Below are 16290 nucleotides of genomic sequence, written 5' to 3' on the forward strand. Positions count from 1 at the left end.
AACGGGCAAAATGGAATGTGTCCAATTAATCCCAACGGGAGTGACACATCATGGCTGAAGTGATTGCAGGAGTGACGATTCCGGACACTGAGCTGGTCCGGGAGACCACCTCGATCGTCCGGCAGGCGACCGACGAAACGTTGTTCAACCATTCCCGCCGCGTGTTCCTGTGGGGCTCATTGAAAGTGGCTGCGCGCGGGCTGGACGTCGATCCGGAACTCGCCTACGTCGGCGGCATGTTCCACGATCTGGGCCTGACGGCGGCGCATGGCACCAAGGACCAGCGGTTCGAGATCGATGGCGCGGCAATGGCGCGGAAGCTGTTGTTGGACTTCGGCCGTACCGAGCGGGAAGCGACGAATGTGTGGCTGGCCATCGCGCTGCACACGACTCCGGAAGTGCCGCACCACCTGGCACCGGAGGTGGCGGTGGTCAGCCTGGGTGTCGAAACCGATGTCCTGGGTCTGGATTTCGACGAGATCACCGATGCACAACGAGCTGAGGTGGTGGCCGCACATCCGCGTCCCGACTTCAAGAACCGCATCCTGCGGGCGTTCAACGACGGCATGGTCAATCGTCCCGACACGACGTTCGGGACCATGAACGACGACGTCCTGGCCCACTTTGATCCGTCATTCAAGCGGACGAATTTCGTTGACCTTATTGAGAACAACGCCTGGCCGGAGTGAGTCCCCACGACCAGCACGGGCCGACGCCGGGCCGGGCGACAGGCTTGGGAACCCGGCCCGGCGTCGCCTATCGGATCAGGCCTGCTTGACGGCTTCGATGTCGAGGGTGATGGTGACCTTGTCGCCGACGACGGCGCCACCGGTCTCCATCGGCAGGTCGAGGTCGACGCCGAAGTCCTTGCGGTTGATGACAACTGATGCTTCGTAGCCGGACACCTCGCCGGCGCCCATGCCGGGGCTCACGCCGTTGAACTCCAGGCCCAGGGTTACCGGGCGGGTGTTGCCCTTGATGGTCAGGTTGCCGTCCAGCACGTAGGAGGCACCGTTCTGTCGAACCGAGGTCGATGCGAAGGTCGCGACCGGGTGGTTCTCGGCGTCGAAGAAGTCGGCCGACTTGATGTGGCCGTCGCGCTGTTCGTTGCCGGTGTTGAGCGACGTCACGTCGATCTCGGCGGTGACCGACTGGGTGCCGTCCGCGTCGACAGTGATGGCGCCACTGAAGTTCTCGAACTTGCCGCGGACCTTGCTGACCATCAGGTGGCGTACCGAGAACTCGACTGTGGAGTGGGCGGTGTCGATTGCCCAGGTGCCGACGCTGAGGGGAGTGGTTGCGGTGGTCATGTGCCTGTCCTTTGTTGGTTCGAGAGTCGGTCGATCCGGCTCTGACGATATCCAACCGGACTACGGTCCGGATTATTTCCTCGGACAGGTGCTGGGCGGCTCGCGTTCCTTAATGAAAATGATTACCATTAAGGTCATGCCCTCGACCGCCGCTGATCTCATCCCCGTGACCGTGCTTTCAGGCTTCTTGGGAGCCGGCAAGACCACGCTGCTCAACCACATCCTCGCCAACCGGGACGGCCGCCGCGTCGCGGTGATCGTCAACGACATGAGCGAGGTGAACATCGATGCGGCCCTGATCGCCGGCCAAGGTCACCTTGACCGGACCGAGGAGAAGTTGGTCGAACTCACCAATGGATGTATCTGCTGCACGTTGCGTGAAGACCTCATCACCGCCGTCGCCGAGCTGGCTCGCCAGCAGCGATTCGACCAGATCGTGATCGAATCGACGGGCATCTCCGAGCCGATGCCCGTGGCCGCCACCTTCAGTTGGGAATTCGAGGACGGCTTCGTGCTGTCCGAGCTCGCCCGCCTGGACACGATGGTCACCGTCATCGATGCGTGCACCTTCCTTCCGGAGTTGGCGCGCGGGGAAGCGCTCACCGAACGCAACCTGGCGGTGGCCGACGGCGACGGACGCAACATCGCTGATCTGCTGGTCGATCAGGTCGAGTTCGCGGACGTCATCCTGGTCAACAAGACCGATCTGGTCAGCGCCAAGACGATTGCGACCGTCGAGGCCGTCGTGCGACGCCTCAACCCCAACGCGCGGATCGAGCGCACCGAGCACGGGATCGTGCCGCTGGCAACCGTTTTGGATACCGGGTTGTTCGATCCGGAACTCGCCGCCGAGGCGCCCGGGTGGGATGAAGAGATCGCCAATGGGCACACGCCCGAAACCGAGGAGTACGGCATCAGCAGCATGACGTTCCGTGCCGACCGTCCGTTCCATCCGCAGCGCCTCGCCGATGCCCTCGATCAGGTGCGAGGACTGCTGCGCAGCAAGGGCTTCTGCTGGATCGCCACCCGACCGAACATCGCCGCCATCTGGTCGCAGGCCGGACCCAACCTCACCATCGAACCCGCTCAGTACTGGACGAGCACCGAGATCGAGCCCGGTCAGGAGATCGTCTTCATCGGCATTCGCCTCGAAACCGGCAAGGTGCGAGCGCTTCTCGACTCGGCGCTGCTCACCGACGACGAAATTGCCGACGGCACGAGCGCGTGGCTGCGGTACGCAGATCCGCTGCCGGCGTGGACCGCGGCGCACAGCCACGTCTGACTCGTCGCTAGCGCGCGCTCGGTGCGAGATCGCCGAGGAGATAGCGCTGCAACGTGACGCCGAGGTCGGCGGCAAGCTGCTCGTTGGAGCGGTTGGCCAGCGGTTCGAGGCCGATGACGTACCGCGCCAGCGCGAATCCGTTGACCTGCGACATGACCAGGGCGGCGCGGTAGTCGGCGTCCGCTGAGCCGAGCCCTTCGGCGATGGGCGCAATGATCTTGCGTGCGAGGAAGTCCCGCACCAGCTTCGCCGCCTCGGGTTCGGCCGTGGCGGCGCGCACCATGCCGATCATGGGCCGTCGCCGGACCTCGTCGTCGAGAACATCGAGGATGAATGACGCCAGGCGCAGACCTGCCGTGTCCTTGTCGCCGTCGAGCACCCGGCCGATGATCACCGAGGGTTCGACCGGCAGTTCGACCACCGCGAGGAACAGATCCCACTTCTTGCCGTAGAAGTGGCTGACCAACGCGGGGTCGACGCCGGCTTGCAACGCGACTTGCCGCAGTGAGGTGCGCTCGTACCCCAACTCCGCGAACAGCTTTCGTGCGGTTTCCTCGATCGCCTCGCGAGTGCCGTTGGGTCCCGGACGGCGTCCACCGCGGGAGGTTCGCTGGGTCATTCGGCTCCCCGTTTCACAGAATTCCTTACGTGTTGAATTATAGCCCCGGCGGGTCTAATGTCATACCGTCAACCTTCTTGATTAGGCACGCTAGAAGGAGTTCCGCGCAGTCCGTGCCCACCCGCATGGATTGAAAGGGGCACGGATGCAGCGGTTTTCGATCAGACGCCGACTTGGTCAGCACTGGATGTATGTGGTGGCCGTGGTGGTGGTCGTCGTCGCCGGATTCGCGGTGTACCGACTGCACGGCATCTTCGCGTCGCAGGACGTCACGTCGACCCCGAGCGGTGCGGTGAACGACATCGTGCCGTTCAACCCAAAACATGTGGTGATGGAGGTCTTCGGACCGCCGGGCACCGTGGCCACCGTCACTTACCTGGACGTGGACGCCCGGCCACAGCGCGCCGACGCGGTCAGGTTGCCGTGGACCTACGACGCGACCACCACGCAGCCTGCGGTGTTCGTCAACCTCCAGGCGCAAGGTGACAGCGACTCGATCGGCTGCCGCATCACCATCGATGACGCCGTCAAGGACGAGAGAACGGTGAACACTGTGCACGCCTTCACCTACTGTCTGGACAAATCCGGATGAGCGCCAACCGGGTTCCTGACTTCATCCGCCGATACTCGGTGCTCATCGCCTTCTTCTGGCTGGCCCTGGCCGTCGTTACGAATGTCTTTGTGCCACAGCTGGAGACTGTGGCCGAATCCCACAACGTGTCGCTGAGCCCGACCGACGCGCCGTCGCTGCAGGCGGCGAAGCGGATCGGCAAGGTGTTCCACGAGTTCGATTCCGACAGCTCGGCCATGATCGTCCTGGAGGGCGATCAGCCTTTGGGTGCTGCCGCGCACCACTACTACGACGGCCTGATCGACAAGCTCACCGCCGACACCAAACACGTTCAGCACGTGCAGAACTTCTGGGGTGACCCGCTGACGGCGGCCGGCTCGCAGAGCGCCGACGGCAAGGCCGCCCTGGTGCAGGTGTACCTCGCCGGCAATCAGGGCGAGTCGCTGGCCAATGAGTCCGTCGACTCCGTCCGCAGGATCATCGAGAACACCCCGCCGCCAACAGGTCTGAAGGTCTACCTCACCGGCGCCGCGCCGCTCATCACCGACCAGTTCGAGGTGGGCCGCCATGGGACGCTGAAGACGACCCTGATCACCATCGGCGTGATCATGGTGATGTTGTTCTCGCTCTACCGCCGGTTCACCACGGTGATCATGGTGATCTTCACGGTGATGATGGAACTGACGGCGTCGCGCGGCGTCGTCGCCTCGCTGGCCAACGCCGGCATCATCGAGCTGTCGACGTACTCGACAAACCTGTTGACGCTCTTGGTCATCGCTGCCGGCACCGACTATGCGATCTTCATTCTCGGCCGGTTCCACGAAGCCAGATATGCCGGGCAGGACCGGGTCACCGCGTACAACACCATGTATCGCGGGACGTCGCACATCATCCTGGGATCGGGCCTCACCATCGCCGGTGCGGTGTTCTGCCTGATGTTCACCCGGCTGCCGTACTTCCAGAGTCTCGGAATTCCCGCCGGCACAGGTGTTCTCGTCGCGGTGGTCGCCGCGTTGACGCTCGCGCCCGCGATGCTGTGTATCGGCCGGCATTTCGGTCTCTTCGAACCCGTGCGCCAGCTGCAGACCCAGGGCTGGCGGCGCATCGGCACGGCTATCGTGCGTTGGCCCGGCCCCATCCTGGTGGTGACCGTCGCCGTGGCCCTCATCGGCCTGATCGCCCTGCCCGGGTACAAGACCAGCTATGACACCCGGCCATACATGCCGGCAAGCGCGCCCGCCAACATCGGTTACGCCGCCGCAGAACGTCATTTCTCGCAGGCCCGACTCAATCCCGAATTGCTGATGATCGAAGCCGACCACGATCTGCGCAACTCCACCGACATGATCCTGTTGGAGCGCGTCGCGAAAGCCGTCTTCCACACCGACGGCATCGCGCAGGTGCAGTCGATCACCCGGCCGCTGGGGACGCCCCTGGACCACTCGTCGATACCGTTCCTGATCAGCGCCGGAAACGCGGGCCAGATCAACAACCTGCCCTTCCAGCAGGCTCGCAGCGCTGACCTGCTCAAGCAGGTCGACGTGATCAACAAGTCGATCGACATTCTGCGCCAACAGTATTCGCTGCAACAGCAATCCAGCGGTATCACTCACGAACAGGCTCAGGCATTCCAGCAGACTGTCGCGACCGCCAAGGATTTGCGCGACAAGATCGCCAACTTCGACGACTTCTTCCGGCCGCTGCGCAACTATTTCTACTGGGAGCCGCATTGCTACGACATCCCGGTCTGTGCTGCGTTGCGGTCGGTGTTCGACTCTCTCGACGGCATCGACGACCTGACCGATCAGCTGGGTGATGTCGCGGGCAGCATCGCCAAACTCGATGCGCTGCAACCGAAACTGCTCGCTTTGATCCCGCCGCAGATCGCCAGTCAACAAACCAACCGCGAACTGACGATGACGAACTACGCCACGAACTCAGGTCTGAACGATCAGGCCGCCGCGTCGCTGGAGAATGCCACTGCGCTGGGACAGGCGTACGACGCGTCGAAAACTGACGACTCGTTCTATCTTCCGCCCGAGGCGTTCACCAACCCAGAGTTCCAGCGCGGCATGAAGCTGTTCATGTCACCGGACGGCAAGGCCGCCCGCATGATCATCACGCACGAAGGCGATCCCGCTACGCCGGAAGGTATTTCGCATATCGCCGCCATCAGGCACGCCGCGGGGCAAGCGGTCAAAGGCACGCCGCTGGGTGGATCGAAGATCTACCTCGCCGGTACCGCGGCTACTTACAAGGACATTCAGGAGGGCGCCAAGTACGACCTGATGATCGCGGGCATCGCGGCACTGAGCCTGATTCTGCTGGTGATGATGTTCATCACCAGAAGCATCGTCGCCGCGCTCGTCATCGTCGGCACCGTGGCGCTGTCGCTGGGTGCCTCGTTCGGGCTGTCCGTACTGATCTGGCAGGACATCTTCGGTATCGAGTTGTACTGGATTGTCTTGGCGCTGGCTGTCATCCTGTTGCTGGCGGTGGGATCGGACTACAACCTGTTGCTGGTCTCGCGGTTCAAAGAGGAGATCCACGCCGGCATCAACACCGGCATCATCCGCTCGATGGCCGGGTCCGGCGCGGTGGTGACCTCAGCCGGGCTGGTGTTCGCCGCGACCATGGCGTCCTTCGTGTTCGCGGACCTCCGGGTGCTCGGCCAGATCGGCACGACCATCGCCCTGGGCCTGCTGTTCGACACGTTGATCGTGCGGTCGTTCATGACGCCGTCCATCGCGGTGCTGCTCGGGCGGTGGTTCTGGTGGCCGCTGAAGGTGCGGCCACGCCCCGCCAGCCAGATGCTGCAGCCCTACGGGTCACGCCAGGCTGTGCGTCAACTGCTGCTGTGGGAGGACGGGGACCCGGCGGTCAGTGGATCGGGTGCAGGCGCGCGAAGCCACGGAGGAGGCGCATGACAGGCATGGAGCTGTGGGGCGGTCTCACCATCCTTGCCGGGATGATGGCACTGACCTTCGTCGCGTGTGTCTTCGTGTACGTCCGCGGGTTGGAGAGGCGACCGCCGGCTCCGTTGGGCGAACAGGTGGGCGCCCACAAAGCCGTCCTGGCCAAAGTGCGTAAAGGTCAACCGATGTCGCAGGACGAGATCGACTATGCGAACGAACTGGTGTCTGACGCCGCCTCACCGCTGGCCTACGCGATACCCGCAGTCCTTTTCACCATGGGCTCCTTCTACGTCGTCGGGTGCCTCTACGAACTCCAGGTGCACGGCGGCCATCCCTCGTTTCGTACCTTCATCGGGGGCATCCCGATGCTGACCTCGCTGAACATCTTCGGTCAGCTGCACCGGGTGGCGCGACTGAAGAAGCGCGTGCCCGCGAATCCCGCGCTGGTGGCGTAGCCGCCTACCGGTTGCCGAACGCCTTTGCCGCCAAATCGATCTGGGCTGAGGCGGCGAGAATCTGGCTGCGGTTCTCCACGTGCAGCGCGGCCTGCAAACTGGAGGCTTCGAGGTTGGCCCACAACACCTGCTTGGTCGACTCGACGCCGAACTTGCCGTAGCCGCACAGGGTTTCGGCGATGGCCAGGGCATCGGCGACGACGTCGTCCGCGGACAGCCGCGAGACCAGCCCCAGGCGCAGTGCTTCGTCGGCCGCCACCGTCCGGGCGGTCAGGATCAGATCGAACGCCTGCCCGGCACCGACGATCCGGGGGAGCGTGTAGCTCACCCCGATGTCGCAGCCGCCGATGCCCAGCTTGATGAACTGGGTGCAGAACCGTGCACCAGGCCCGGCGATCCGGATGTCGGCGGCCAATGCGATGGCGAAGCCGCCGCCGTACGCGGGCCCGTTGACCGCGGCGATCACCGGCTGGCGCAGATTCTGGATACGCGTGGTCAGCTCGGCGATACGTTCCTGCCAGCGCATGCCCGACCGCGGAAATTCCAGTCCGCCACCGGCTTCCGCCGGGTTGGGGTCGGAGAGGTCCAGGCCCGAACAGAATCCGCGGCCGGCGCCGGTGAGCACGACGACGCGACACTCGTTGTTTCGGTGGATGTCCTCGAGGGTGCTGTGCAGGGCTTCGACGAGTTCGAAGTTCAGCGCGTTGAGTTTCTCCGGGCGGTCCAGGGTCAGGACAGCGATGTCGGGGCGCGGGTAGGACAGTGACAGCGGCGGCATGCGACTGACGTTAGCCGCTGTGCCACCCGGCCACGCCTACGGCGATCATTCGCAGCTGTTTGCGCGCGGTCCGCTTGACGTCGTCCAGCGCCTTCGCGTCGTTGGCGTCGTCGATGGATTCGGCGGTGGTCATCATCGTGTTGACGAACAGTCCGGCCACGATGTTCAGGTCCTCGGCGCTCCAGGTGGTGAGCCCCGGCAGCCGGCTCAGGTCGATCGCGAGCTCCGAGGTGATCAACCGGATTTCCGTGCGGATCGCGTAGCGCAGCGCGGTGACGCCGCTGTTGCGCTCGCGGCTGATGAAGCGCCAATGCTCCGGCCGTTCGGCGACGCTGTTGAACAGGATGTCGACGGAGGACTCGATGAAGCGTTTCGGGTCGAGCTGGCCGGCGCGGCCACCGCGCAGCATCTCACGGAGGGCGCGGAAGGACTCGTCGATCAGCACCAGACCGAGCGCATCCATGGTCTCGAAGTGCCGGTAGAAGGCAGCGGGCACGATGCCGGCCTCGCGGGTGACCTCACGCAGGCTGAGCGCGCTGAAACTGTCCTCTTCGAGCAGCGTGAGGGCAGCCGTGATGATTGCGCGGCGGGTGGCTTCCTTGCGCTCTTCGCGCGACAGGTTGTCCTGGACGCGAGAGCTTGATGAGCGGCTCGACCTCCGGTCGCGTGAACCAGGGGTACGACTGTTCACCGAACAAAGTTTACACAGCGCGGCGATACCGCAGATTGAAACGTTTGTGTATGGCGCAAGCATACGGATGTTCACTGTGTGATCCCAGCAACAACCTGGGCTTTAAGTCTTGACGCGAACGCTTGGAATCGGCCACTGTGTACACATGTTCACCGAAACTTTGAGCCGCCGAGTTCGGCGCTCCGCCCTGGTTGGCATCCTCACCGGCCCGCACGGCGTGGACCGGTACACCGAGGTTTTCGACCGCACCTGGACTGTCAACGATGCCCGCGCCAAGGTGGTCGCGGTCCGTCGGCAGACGCCGCGCAGCGTCACCCTGACGCTGCAGCCCAACGACGCCTGGCAGGGCTTCAAGGCCGGCCAGCACATCAACCTGACCGTCGAGATCGACGGCCGCCGCCGCACCCGGTGCTACTCGCCGGCCAACTCCGAGGGCAGCCCGGTCATCGAGCTGACCGTCGGCCTGCACGACGGCGGCCTGGTCTCCACCCACCTGTTCGAGCACGCCGAGCCCGGCATGGTCGTCCACCTCGACTCCGTCGGCGGCGACTTCGTCATGCCGGAGCAGCGCCCCCGCCGCATCCTGCTGATTTCCGGCGGTAGCGGCATCACGCCGGTGCTGTCCATGCTGCGCACCCTGCGCGAGGAGAACTACGACGGCGAGGTCGCGTTCGTCCACTACGCCCGCAACCCCGAAGAGGCTGCCTACGCCACCGAGCTGGCGGCCACCCCGGGCGTGAAGGTGCTGCACAGCTTCACCCGGTCGAACCGCGGTGACCTGAGCGGTCACTTCGGCCCGGACCACCTGGCCGCCGCGATGCCCAACCCCGACGCGGTGTTCGTCTGCGGCCCGCCGGCCCTGGTCGACGCGGTCAAGGACCTGCTGCCGGGTGCCCAGTCCGAGAGCTTCGTGCCCCCGGTCATCGCCGTCCCGACAGAGGCGTCGGGTGGCAACATCGCCTTCACCGAGAGCAAGGTCGACATCGTCGACGACGGTCGCTCCATCCTCGAGCAGGCCGAGGCCGCCGGGCTCAACCCGACCAGCGGCTGCCGGATGGGCATCTGCCACACCTGCACCCGCACGAAGATCAGCGGCCCCGTGAAGAACCTGATCACCGGTGCGGTCTCGACCGCCCCCGACGAAATCATCGAAATCTGCGTGACCGCCCCGTGCGGCGACGTCCAGATCGATCTCTAGAACCTTCAAAATACCTACCAGGCAAAGGAATTCATCATGGCTAAGACTCCGATGACCCCCGAGCAGTTCGACACCTTCGGTCGCGAACTCGACGCCATCCGCGAGCGTGTGCTCGCCGACCTGGGCGAGCGCGACGCCGACTACATCCGCGACATCATCAAGAAGCAGCGCAGCCTCGAGGTCGCCGGCCGCGCCCTGATGTTCCTGCCGCCGGCCTGGCCGGTGGCCGTGGCGATGCTCGGTGCGTCCAAAATCCTGGACAACATGGAGATCGGCCACAACGTCATGCACGGTCAGTACGACTGGATGGGTGATCCCGGGCTGCGCGGCCAGGAATTCGAATGGGATTCTGCCTGCCCGTCGGACCAGTGGCGGCACTCGCACAACTACATGCACCACACCTACACCAACATCGTCGACATGGACCGCGATGTCGGCTACGGCATACTGCGGATGAGCGAAGACCAGAAGTGGCGCCCGTACTTCCTGGGCAACCCGGTCTACGCCTTCCTGCTGATGGTGTTCTTCCAGTACGGCGTCGCGCTGCACGAGTTGGAGACCGAGCGCATCCTCGCCCGCGAAATCACCCTGCGGGACAAGAAGGACACGCTCAAGGAGATCTGGGCCAAGGTCAAGAAGCAGACCGTCAAGGACTACGTCGCCTTCCCGCTGCTGGCCGGGCCGTTCGCGCCCTTCGTGTTCACCGGCAATATGGCCGCGAACCTGATCCGCAACGTGTGGTCGTACACCATCATCTTCTGCGGCCACTTCCCGGCGGGCACCCACGAGTTCTCCATCGAGGAGACCAAGAGCGAGACTCGCGGCCAGTGGTACTACCGGCAGCTGCTGGGGTCGGCGAACATCTCCGGCGGACCCTGGTTCCACATCATGAGCGGCAACTTGTCCTTCCAGATCGAGCACCACCTGTTCCCGGACCTGCCCGCGCACCGTTACGCGGAAATCTCGCCGGAGGTCAAGGCGCTGTGCGAGCAGTACGGCCTGCAGTACAACACCGGCCCGATCCACAAGCAGTTCTACTCGGTCATCAAGAAGATCTGCCGCCTGGCACTGCCGGACTCATGGCTGACAAAGCGGGCACCAGAAGGTGATCCGGTCAGCGAGGTTCCCGAGGTTCGCGAGCCGGTCTCGGTCGCCTGATTCGATCAGCGTCCCGCACCTGCGACACGCTTGCCCGGCCCGGCCGTACACCCAGAGTTGACGGCCGGGTCGGGTATCGCCCGTTGTAGTCCGGTTCCACCGGTTTCTGTTCAACCACAACATGTCCCGGGCCCGCTGCGCCAGACGCAGCGGGTCTTTCACTGTGCTGACCAAGGCCGTGGGGCGGCGGCCGACGATGAAACACAGCTCATTGGCATAGACGTTGCCGACGCCGGCCAGGTTGCGTTGGTCGAGCAGCGCTTCGTGGAGCGGACGCTGCGGGTCCTGGATGAGGTTCTGGGCTGCTGTGTGCGGATCCCAGTCCGGGCCAAGGAGATCCGGTCCGAGGTGTTTGACGACGTCTTGGTCGTGGTCTCTTTCGAGAATCTCCAAGGTGCCGAGCTCGGTGCCCACCGCTTGAATGTCATTGGTTTCCAGAATGATTCTGGTCTTGTGGTCGGGCCTTCTGGGCCTGGTGTTGACCTGCCACTTGCCCTCCATCTTGAGGTGCGAGTGGATGCTGGCCCCGGTGGTGCGGATGAACAGGTGCTTGCCGCGGCTGAGCACTTCGTCGACCTGTTGTCCGCTGAGGTCGACGGTGGCGAACTTCGGGACGCGAATGTCGCAGCGCGTCAGCTTCTTTCCCTGCAGTGCCTCGCGGAGGACTACTGCGGTATGCCAGACGGTGTCGCCTTCGGGCATCAGCGGATGTAGGTGTGGGCTCGGGTCAGAGCTTGTTCGGCATCATGGGCGATCTTGTGCACCAGGGGAGCGGCCAGTTCGAGCTCGTCGATCAGGTCGAGGGCTTCGCCGGCCCAGATGGGGACGTAGTCCAGATCCATCTTGGCTGCCCGGTCGCGGAACTCCTTTTGCGCCTTGGGATCCGCGTCCAGTTCGGCGTCCCGGTCCTGCCACTGGTCGGTGAAGACGCTGCGCAGTGTCCGCGCCGGATACGTAGCCGGCCACCGCGTTTCGAGGGGGCGGGCGGCGATGTCGATGGCGCGGCCGGTGGTGGTGTCTTCGGCCGTCGCCTTCAGCATGACCTTCGATTCGGCGGCGCTGAGCAGCGACTCGTGGGTGGCTTCGAACCGGGTGCCGATCATGGCGCCCGCGGCACCGAGAGTCAGCGCCGCAGCCAGACCGCGACCGTCGCCGATGCCGCCCGCCGCCAGCACCGGGGTGCCGTGCGCCAGGTCGACCACAGCGGGAACGAACGGCAGCGTCGACCGGCCGCCGTGGTGGCCGCCGGCCTCTCTACCCTGCGCCACCAGCACCTGGACTCCCGCGTCGAGGGCCTGTCTGGCTTCGTCGAGGGTGTGCACCTGGGACATCAGCGGGATGTTCGCGTCCTGGATGGCCTTGGCAAATGGGGCCGGGTCACCGAACGACAGCATGATGGCGGCGGGTCGTTGGGCGATGACCCAATCGACGATCTCCTGATTGACAGCCCACGTGAGTAGGCCTATACCCCAGGGCTTTTCGGTGTCCTGCGTGGCCAACCGACATTCGGTGGCGAGCATGGTGAGGTCACCACGACCGCCGCCGATCAGGCCCAGTCCGCCCCCTTCGGACACCGCGGCAGCCAGCCGGCCACCGGATACGTCGCCCATCGGGGCCAGGACGATCGGATGGGCGATGCCGAACAGTTCCGTCAGCGGGGTGTGCAGCGCCATGGCTTCACTCTATGACTCGGGTTTGACCTTGCCCCTGGTGGCAATGTTTACCCTCGGTGTCGAGGACTGAACATGCAGATTTCTGAGCTGGCCCGGCGAACGGGCGCGTCGACCAAGGCCGTGCGGTATTACGAGCAGCTCGGCCTTCTCGATCCGTCGCGCCTGGGCAATGGGTACCGGGACTATTCCGAGGAAGACGTGCAGATCGTGAGCGAGGTGCGTGCGCTGGCCGCCGTCGGCATCGCCCCGTCGAAGGTCGGCCCGTTCATAGACTGCCTTCGCCACGGCCATGAACACAGTGACGAGTGCCCCGAGTCGCTTGCGGCATATCGGGACAGTATCGCGGTCCTCGACGAGACCATTGCGTCGCTGACACAGCGGCGACAGGTCCTCACGGCGCGGCTCAATGCTGCCGCGTGCCGCGAATTCGATAAGGAGTATGAGCAGGTGACGGACTACACGACTCTTCCCGCGGGCCTTCCTGTCCCCGAAAACGACGGCGCAGCAGACCATCTGACGGGACTGCGGTTCCCCGATATCACGCTGAAGTCGAGTGGTGGTGGCTCCGTTCGGCTGGGGAGCCTGCCGACGGGACGGATGATTCTGTATCTGTACCCGCTCACCGGTCGTCCCGGCGCCGACCTCCCGGAGGGGTGGGACGCAATTCCAGGAGCGCGCGGCTGCTCGACCGAGGCATGCGATTTCCGTGACCACTTCGCCGAGCTGAAAGACGCTGGCGTAGCGGAGGTCTGGGGTCTGTCCAGCCAGGACGTCGAGTATCAGGCGGAAGTGGTGCGGCGTCTGCGGCTGCCGTTCCACATGCTGTCGGACGAGACCTTCGCGCTGGCAGCAGAGTTGGGGCTCCCGACCTTCGCCGCGGCCGGGCACCCACGGCTCTACACCCGGCTGACGATGGTGATCCGAGACGGCCGGATCGAGCACGTCTTCTATCCGATCTTCCCGCCGAATACCCACGCGCAGCAGGTGCTCGACTGGTTACGCTCGCTTTGACGTCGAGCGGGAGACGGTTGATGACAGAAGCATTTGTGCTTGGTGGTGTCCGCACTCCATTCGCGCGCTACGGCAGTTCGCTGTCGCACATCCGCACCGACGACCTCCTCGGCATGACGATGAAGGGCGCGTGCGAACGCGTCGGTGTCGAGCTCGGAGCCATCGAGGACGTCGTCGCGGGCTGTGTGAATCCCGCCCACGAGGGCATGGGCGACATCGCTCGCTGGGCGGCGCTCGCCGCGGGATTCCCCGACACGGTGGCCGGCACGACCATCAACCGGTTCTGCGGGTCGTCGCTGAGTGCCACGATCAACGTTGCGCATGCCATCAAGGCCGGCGACCTCGGCGTCGGCATCGCGTGCGGTGTCGAATCGATGTCACGGTCCGGCTGGGCCTATATGAAAGGCGACGCGCCGTTCGCGCCGCGGGGACCGGTCATCCTGCTCGACACCATGTGGGCCGGCGCCGGCGGCCCACCCAACCCGGCGCTGCTGGCCCGCAACGCCTACATCAGCATGATCGAGACCGCGCAAAAGGTGGCCGATCGCTACGGACTGACACGCGAGGAGATCGACGCGTTCGCGCTGCGGACTCAGCGAAATGCCAAGGCGGCACGTGATTCTGGCCGACTGGCCAAGGAGATCATGCCGGTCGAGATCGCCGCGACGAAGAGATCCCCGGCTAGGCTGTTCGAACACGACGAATTCATCCGCGACGAAACCACGGCCGAGCAACTGGCGGCCCTGCGCCCGCAACCGGGCACCACTCAGATGACCGCTGCCAACTCGACGCCGCTGACCGATGGCGCCAGCGCCCTGGTCCTGGCGTCGGGGGAGCGGGCGGCGGAACTCGGCATCGAGCCGTTGGCGCGGGTGGTGTCCTCGGCGGTGTACGGGATCGATCCGCTGTTCATGGGTCTCGCGCCGGCGTGGGCGCTGCCCCTGGCGATCAAACGTGCAGGGTTGACCCCCGAGCAGATCGACGTCTGGGAAGTCCATGAAGCGTTCAGTGCGCAGGCTCTCGGAGTGCTGCGGGAACTGCCGAACCAGCTCGATGGGTTCGTCGTTCCCGACGAGAAGCTCACGCCCAACGGAGGTGCCGTGGCGATCGGCCATCCGTTCGGCGCCACTGGTGCGCGGTACGTCCTGACCCTGGCCACCGAACTGCGCGAGCGCAATGCCCGCTACGGAGCCATCGGCGTCTGCGTCGGCTCAGGTCAGGGCGTTGCGATCGTGATCGAAAACCCTTCTGCTGCTTGAGCAGTACAGTTTCTCATTCGCCACTCGGAGCGGCCAAAATTTGTCGTACCCTTCTGCTTTGATGGTGTCATGTCCAGCACCACAACGGCTTTCGATGTTGAGGCGTCGCCGTGTGAGCGTATGGATGCGTTTTTCGATGAGATCGGTGAGCTGACCGGTCAGCGCAACGCGATCGACGCGCGGCTGGTGGAGATTGCGGCCGAGATCGATCGCGATGGGTTGTGGGGTGCGACCGGTGCCCGGTCGCTCACGTCGTTGGTGGCGTGGAAAACGGGTGTGTCGCCGCGTAATGCGGAGGTGATGGTGGCGGTCGCGCGCCGTCTGGAGGAGTTCCCGCGGTGCGCTGAGGCGATGCGTGAGGGTCGGTTGTCGTTGGATCAGGTCGGGGTGGTCGCCGAACACGCCGCGGACGGTTCTGATGAGCACTATGCCCAGTTCGCAGAAAGCGCGACCGTCACCCAGCTGCGCAAGGCCGTGAAGCTCGAGCCGCGCCCGGAGCCCGAGCCCGAGCTGGAGTCGAAGCCGGGACCTGAGCGGTCGATCAAGAAGACCACGCACGATGACGGGTCGACGACGTACACGATCCGGTTGCCGAAGCTGGAGGCGGCGAAGGTCGATGCCGCGCTGGCCTCGCACCAGGATGCGTTGGTCGCGGACTGGAAACGCGACCACGAGAACGACGAGCGTGTGTCGGAGGCGGCGCCGCCGTTGCCGAATCAGGTGGACGGGTTCATGAGCCTGGTCGAGGCCGGGTGGGACAGTGACGTGCAACGCCGGCCGCACGGGCAGCACACCACTGTCGTGGTGCACCTGGACCTCGACCAGGACTCTGCCGCAGTGCATGTGGGGTCGGTGCTCACCGATGAGGAACGTCGGCTGTTGTTGTGCGATGCGACCTGCGAGGTGTGGCTGCAGCGGCATGGCCAGCTGATCGGCGCGGGACGCAGCACCCGGACCATCAGCCGCCGGCTGCGCCGGGCGCTGGAGTACCGCGACCGCTGCTGCGTGGTCCCCGGGTGCGGGGCCACCCGGGGTTTGCATGCCCACCATGTCGTCCATTGGGAGGACGGCGGCGTCACCGAACTCCACAACCTGGTGCTGGTGTGCCCCTATCACCACCGGTTGCATCACCGCGGTGGCATCACCATCACCGGACCTGCCGACCGGCTGGTGGTGACCGACGCGGCAGGACGGCCCTTGAGCAACCGATCGCTGGCCCGGCCACCGACCACACCGCCGCCTGATGTGCGGCCGTGCCCCGGCCCGACCGGGGAACGCGCCCAATGGTGGTGGTACCAACCATTCGAGCCACCACCAACACCGTCAACCAACTAGACGGACCACCCCGGTCCCGCCGAGGTGCGGAAAAG

General features: G+C 64.9%; 16 protein-coding genes. 10 read left to right on the plus strand and 6 right to left on the minus strand.

Translation table 11 applies throughout. From position 1 onward, the window contains the following. Positions 1-50 precede the first annotated feature (50 nt). Positions 51-689, plus strand: a complete 639-nt coding sequence (locus ACNO8X_RS10960; RefSeq protein WP_418005302.1) for an HD domain-containing protein — start codon at positions 51-53, stop codon at positions 687-689. Between the two features lie 75 nt (positions 690-764). Here the strand turns inward: ACNO8X_RS10960 and ACNO8X_RS10965 are convergent, their stop codons facing one another. Then, positions 765-1310: a YceI family protein gene (locus tag ACNO8X_RS10965; protein WP_418005303.1), complete on the minus strand. Its 546-nt coding sequence runs from the start codon at positions 1308-1310 to the stop codon at positions 765-767. A gap of 136 nt (positions 1311-1446) precedes the next feature. Here ACNO8X_RS10965 and ACNO8X_RS10970 point away from each other — a divergent pair, with 136 nt between their 5' ends. After that, the gene (locus ACNO8X_RS10970) at positions 1447-2592 is read left to right on the plus strand and encodes a GTP-binding protein (RefSeq protein WP_418005304.1); all 1146 of its coding nucleotides are present in this window, start codon (positions 1447-1449) and stop codon (positions 2590-2592) included. A gap of 7 nt (positions 2593-2599) precedes the next feature. On the opposite strand, the gene ACNO8X_RS10975 is transcribed toward ACNO8X_RS10970, so the two are convergent. Next, positions 2600-3211, minus strand: coding sequence for a TetR family transcriptional regulator (locus ACNO8X_RS10975; protein ID WP_418005305.1), 612 nt, complete (start codon positions 3209-3211; stop codon positions 2600-2602). Between the two features lie 145 nt (positions 3212-3356). Between ACNO8X_RS10975 and ACNO8X_RS10980 the strand changes: the two genes are divergently transcribed. From ACNO8X_RS10980 to ACNO8X_RS10990, 3 genes are read left to right on the plus strand one after another with little or no spacing between them, the layout of a single operon-like run. Beyond that, entirely contained in the window at positions 3357-3803 is a 447-nt protein-coding gene (locus ACNO8X_RS10980; protein ID WP_418005306.1) for an MmpS family transport accessory protein, read from the plus strand. Next, positions 3800-6709: an RND family transporter gene (locus ACNO8X_RS10985; RefSeq protein ID WP_418005307.1), complete on the plus strand. Its 2910-nt coding sequence runs from the start codon at positions 3800-3802 to the stop codon at positions 6707-6709. Before ACNO8X_RS10980 ends, ACNO8X_RS10985 begins: the two co-directional genes overlap by 4 nt. After that, a complete protein-coding gene (locus tag ACNO8X_RS10990) occupies positions 6706-7152 on the plus strand; it encodes a hypothetical protein (protein ID WP_418005308.1) in 447 nt (148 codons plus the stop codon). Before ACNO8X_RS10985 ends, ACNO8X_RS10990 begins: the two co-directional genes overlap by 4 nt. A 4-nt stretch (positions 7153-7156) precedes the next feature. Here the strand turns inward: ACNO8X_RS10990 and ACNO8X_RS10995 are convergent, their stop codons facing one another. Next, complete coding sequence (locus tag ACNO8X_RS10995; protein WP_418005309.1) at positions 7157-7930, minus strand: enoyl-CoA hydratase/isomerase family protein; 774 nt, start codon at positions 7928-7930, stop codon at positions 7157-7159. Positions 7931-7940: 10 nt separating this feature from the next. Further along, positions 7941-8621 (minus strand): TetR family transcriptional regulator, encoded by a 681-nt coding sequence (locus ACNO8X_RS11000; protein WP_043397516.1) that lies wholly within the window; start codon positions 8619-8621, stop codon positions 7941-7943. Between the two features lie 145 nt (positions 8622-8766). Between ACNO8X_RS11000 and ACNO8X_RS11005 the strand changes: the two genes are divergently transcribed. Both ACNO8X_RS11005 and ACNO8X_RS11010 read left to right on the plus strand, forming a co-directional pair. After that, entirely contained in the window at positions 8767-9819 is a 1053-nt protein-coding gene (locus tag ACNO8X_RS11005) for a ferredoxin reductase (protein ID WP_418005310.1), read from the plus strand. 36 nt (positions 9820-9855) lie between these two features. Next, entirely contained in the window at positions 9856-10977 is a 1122-nt protein-coding gene (locus tag ACNO8X_RS11010) for a fatty acid desaturase family protein (RefSeq protein WP_418005311.1), read from the plus strand. Here the strand turns inward: ACNO8X_RS11010 and nei2 are convergent. Together nei2 and ACNO8X_RS11020 are read right to left on the minus strand one after the other, a co-directional pair. Further along, a complete protein-coding gene (gene nei2, locus ACNO8X_RS11015) occupies positions 10897-11679 on the minus strand; it encodes an endonuclease VIII Nei2 (RefSeq protein ID WP_418005312.1) in 783 nt (260 codons plus the stop codon). The genes ACNO8X_RS11010 and nei2 overlap by 81 nt on opposite strands. Next, complete coding sequence (locus ACNO8X_RS11020) at positions 11679-12650, minus strand: NAD(P)H-dependent flavin oxidoreductase (RefSeq protein WP_418005313.1); 972 nt, start codon at positions 12648-12650, stop codon at positions 11679-11681. The genes nei2 and ACNO8X_RS11020 overlap by 1 nt, the downstream gene beginning before the upstream one ends. A 72-nt stretch (positions 12651-12722) precedes the next feature. Between ACNO8X_RS11020 and ACNO8X_RS11025 the strand changes: the two genes are divergently transcribed. The 3 genes from ACNO8X_RS11025 (at position 12723) to ACNO8X_RS11035 (ending at position 16255) form a co-directional block, all read left to right on the plus strand. Beyond that, positions 12723-13661, plus strand: coding sequence for a redoxin family protein (locus ACNO8X_RS11025; RefSeq protein WP_418005314.1), 939 nt, complete (start codon positions 12723-12725; stop codon positions 13659-13661). A gap of 20 nt (positions 13662-13681) precedes the next feature. Beyond that, positions 13682-14920 (plus strand): thiolase family protein, encoded by a 1239-nt coding sequence (locus ACNO8X_RS11030; protein ID WP_418005315.1) that lies wholly within the window; start codon positions 13682-13684, stop codon positions 14918-14920. 69 nt (positions 14921-14989) lie between these two features. Beyond that, positions 14990-16255, plus strand: a complete 1266-nt coding sequence (locus ACNO8X_RS11035) for a DUF222 domain-containing protein (protein WP_418005316.1) — start codon at positions 14990-14992, stop codon at positions 16253-16255. Positions 16256-16290: the final 35 nt, after the last annotated feature.

Source organism: Mycobacterium sp. PDNC021 (assembly GCF_048282635.1).
Classification (GTDB): Bacteria; Actinomycetota; Actinomycetes; order Mycobacteriales; family Mycobacteriaceae; genus Mycobacterium; species Mycobacterium llatzerense.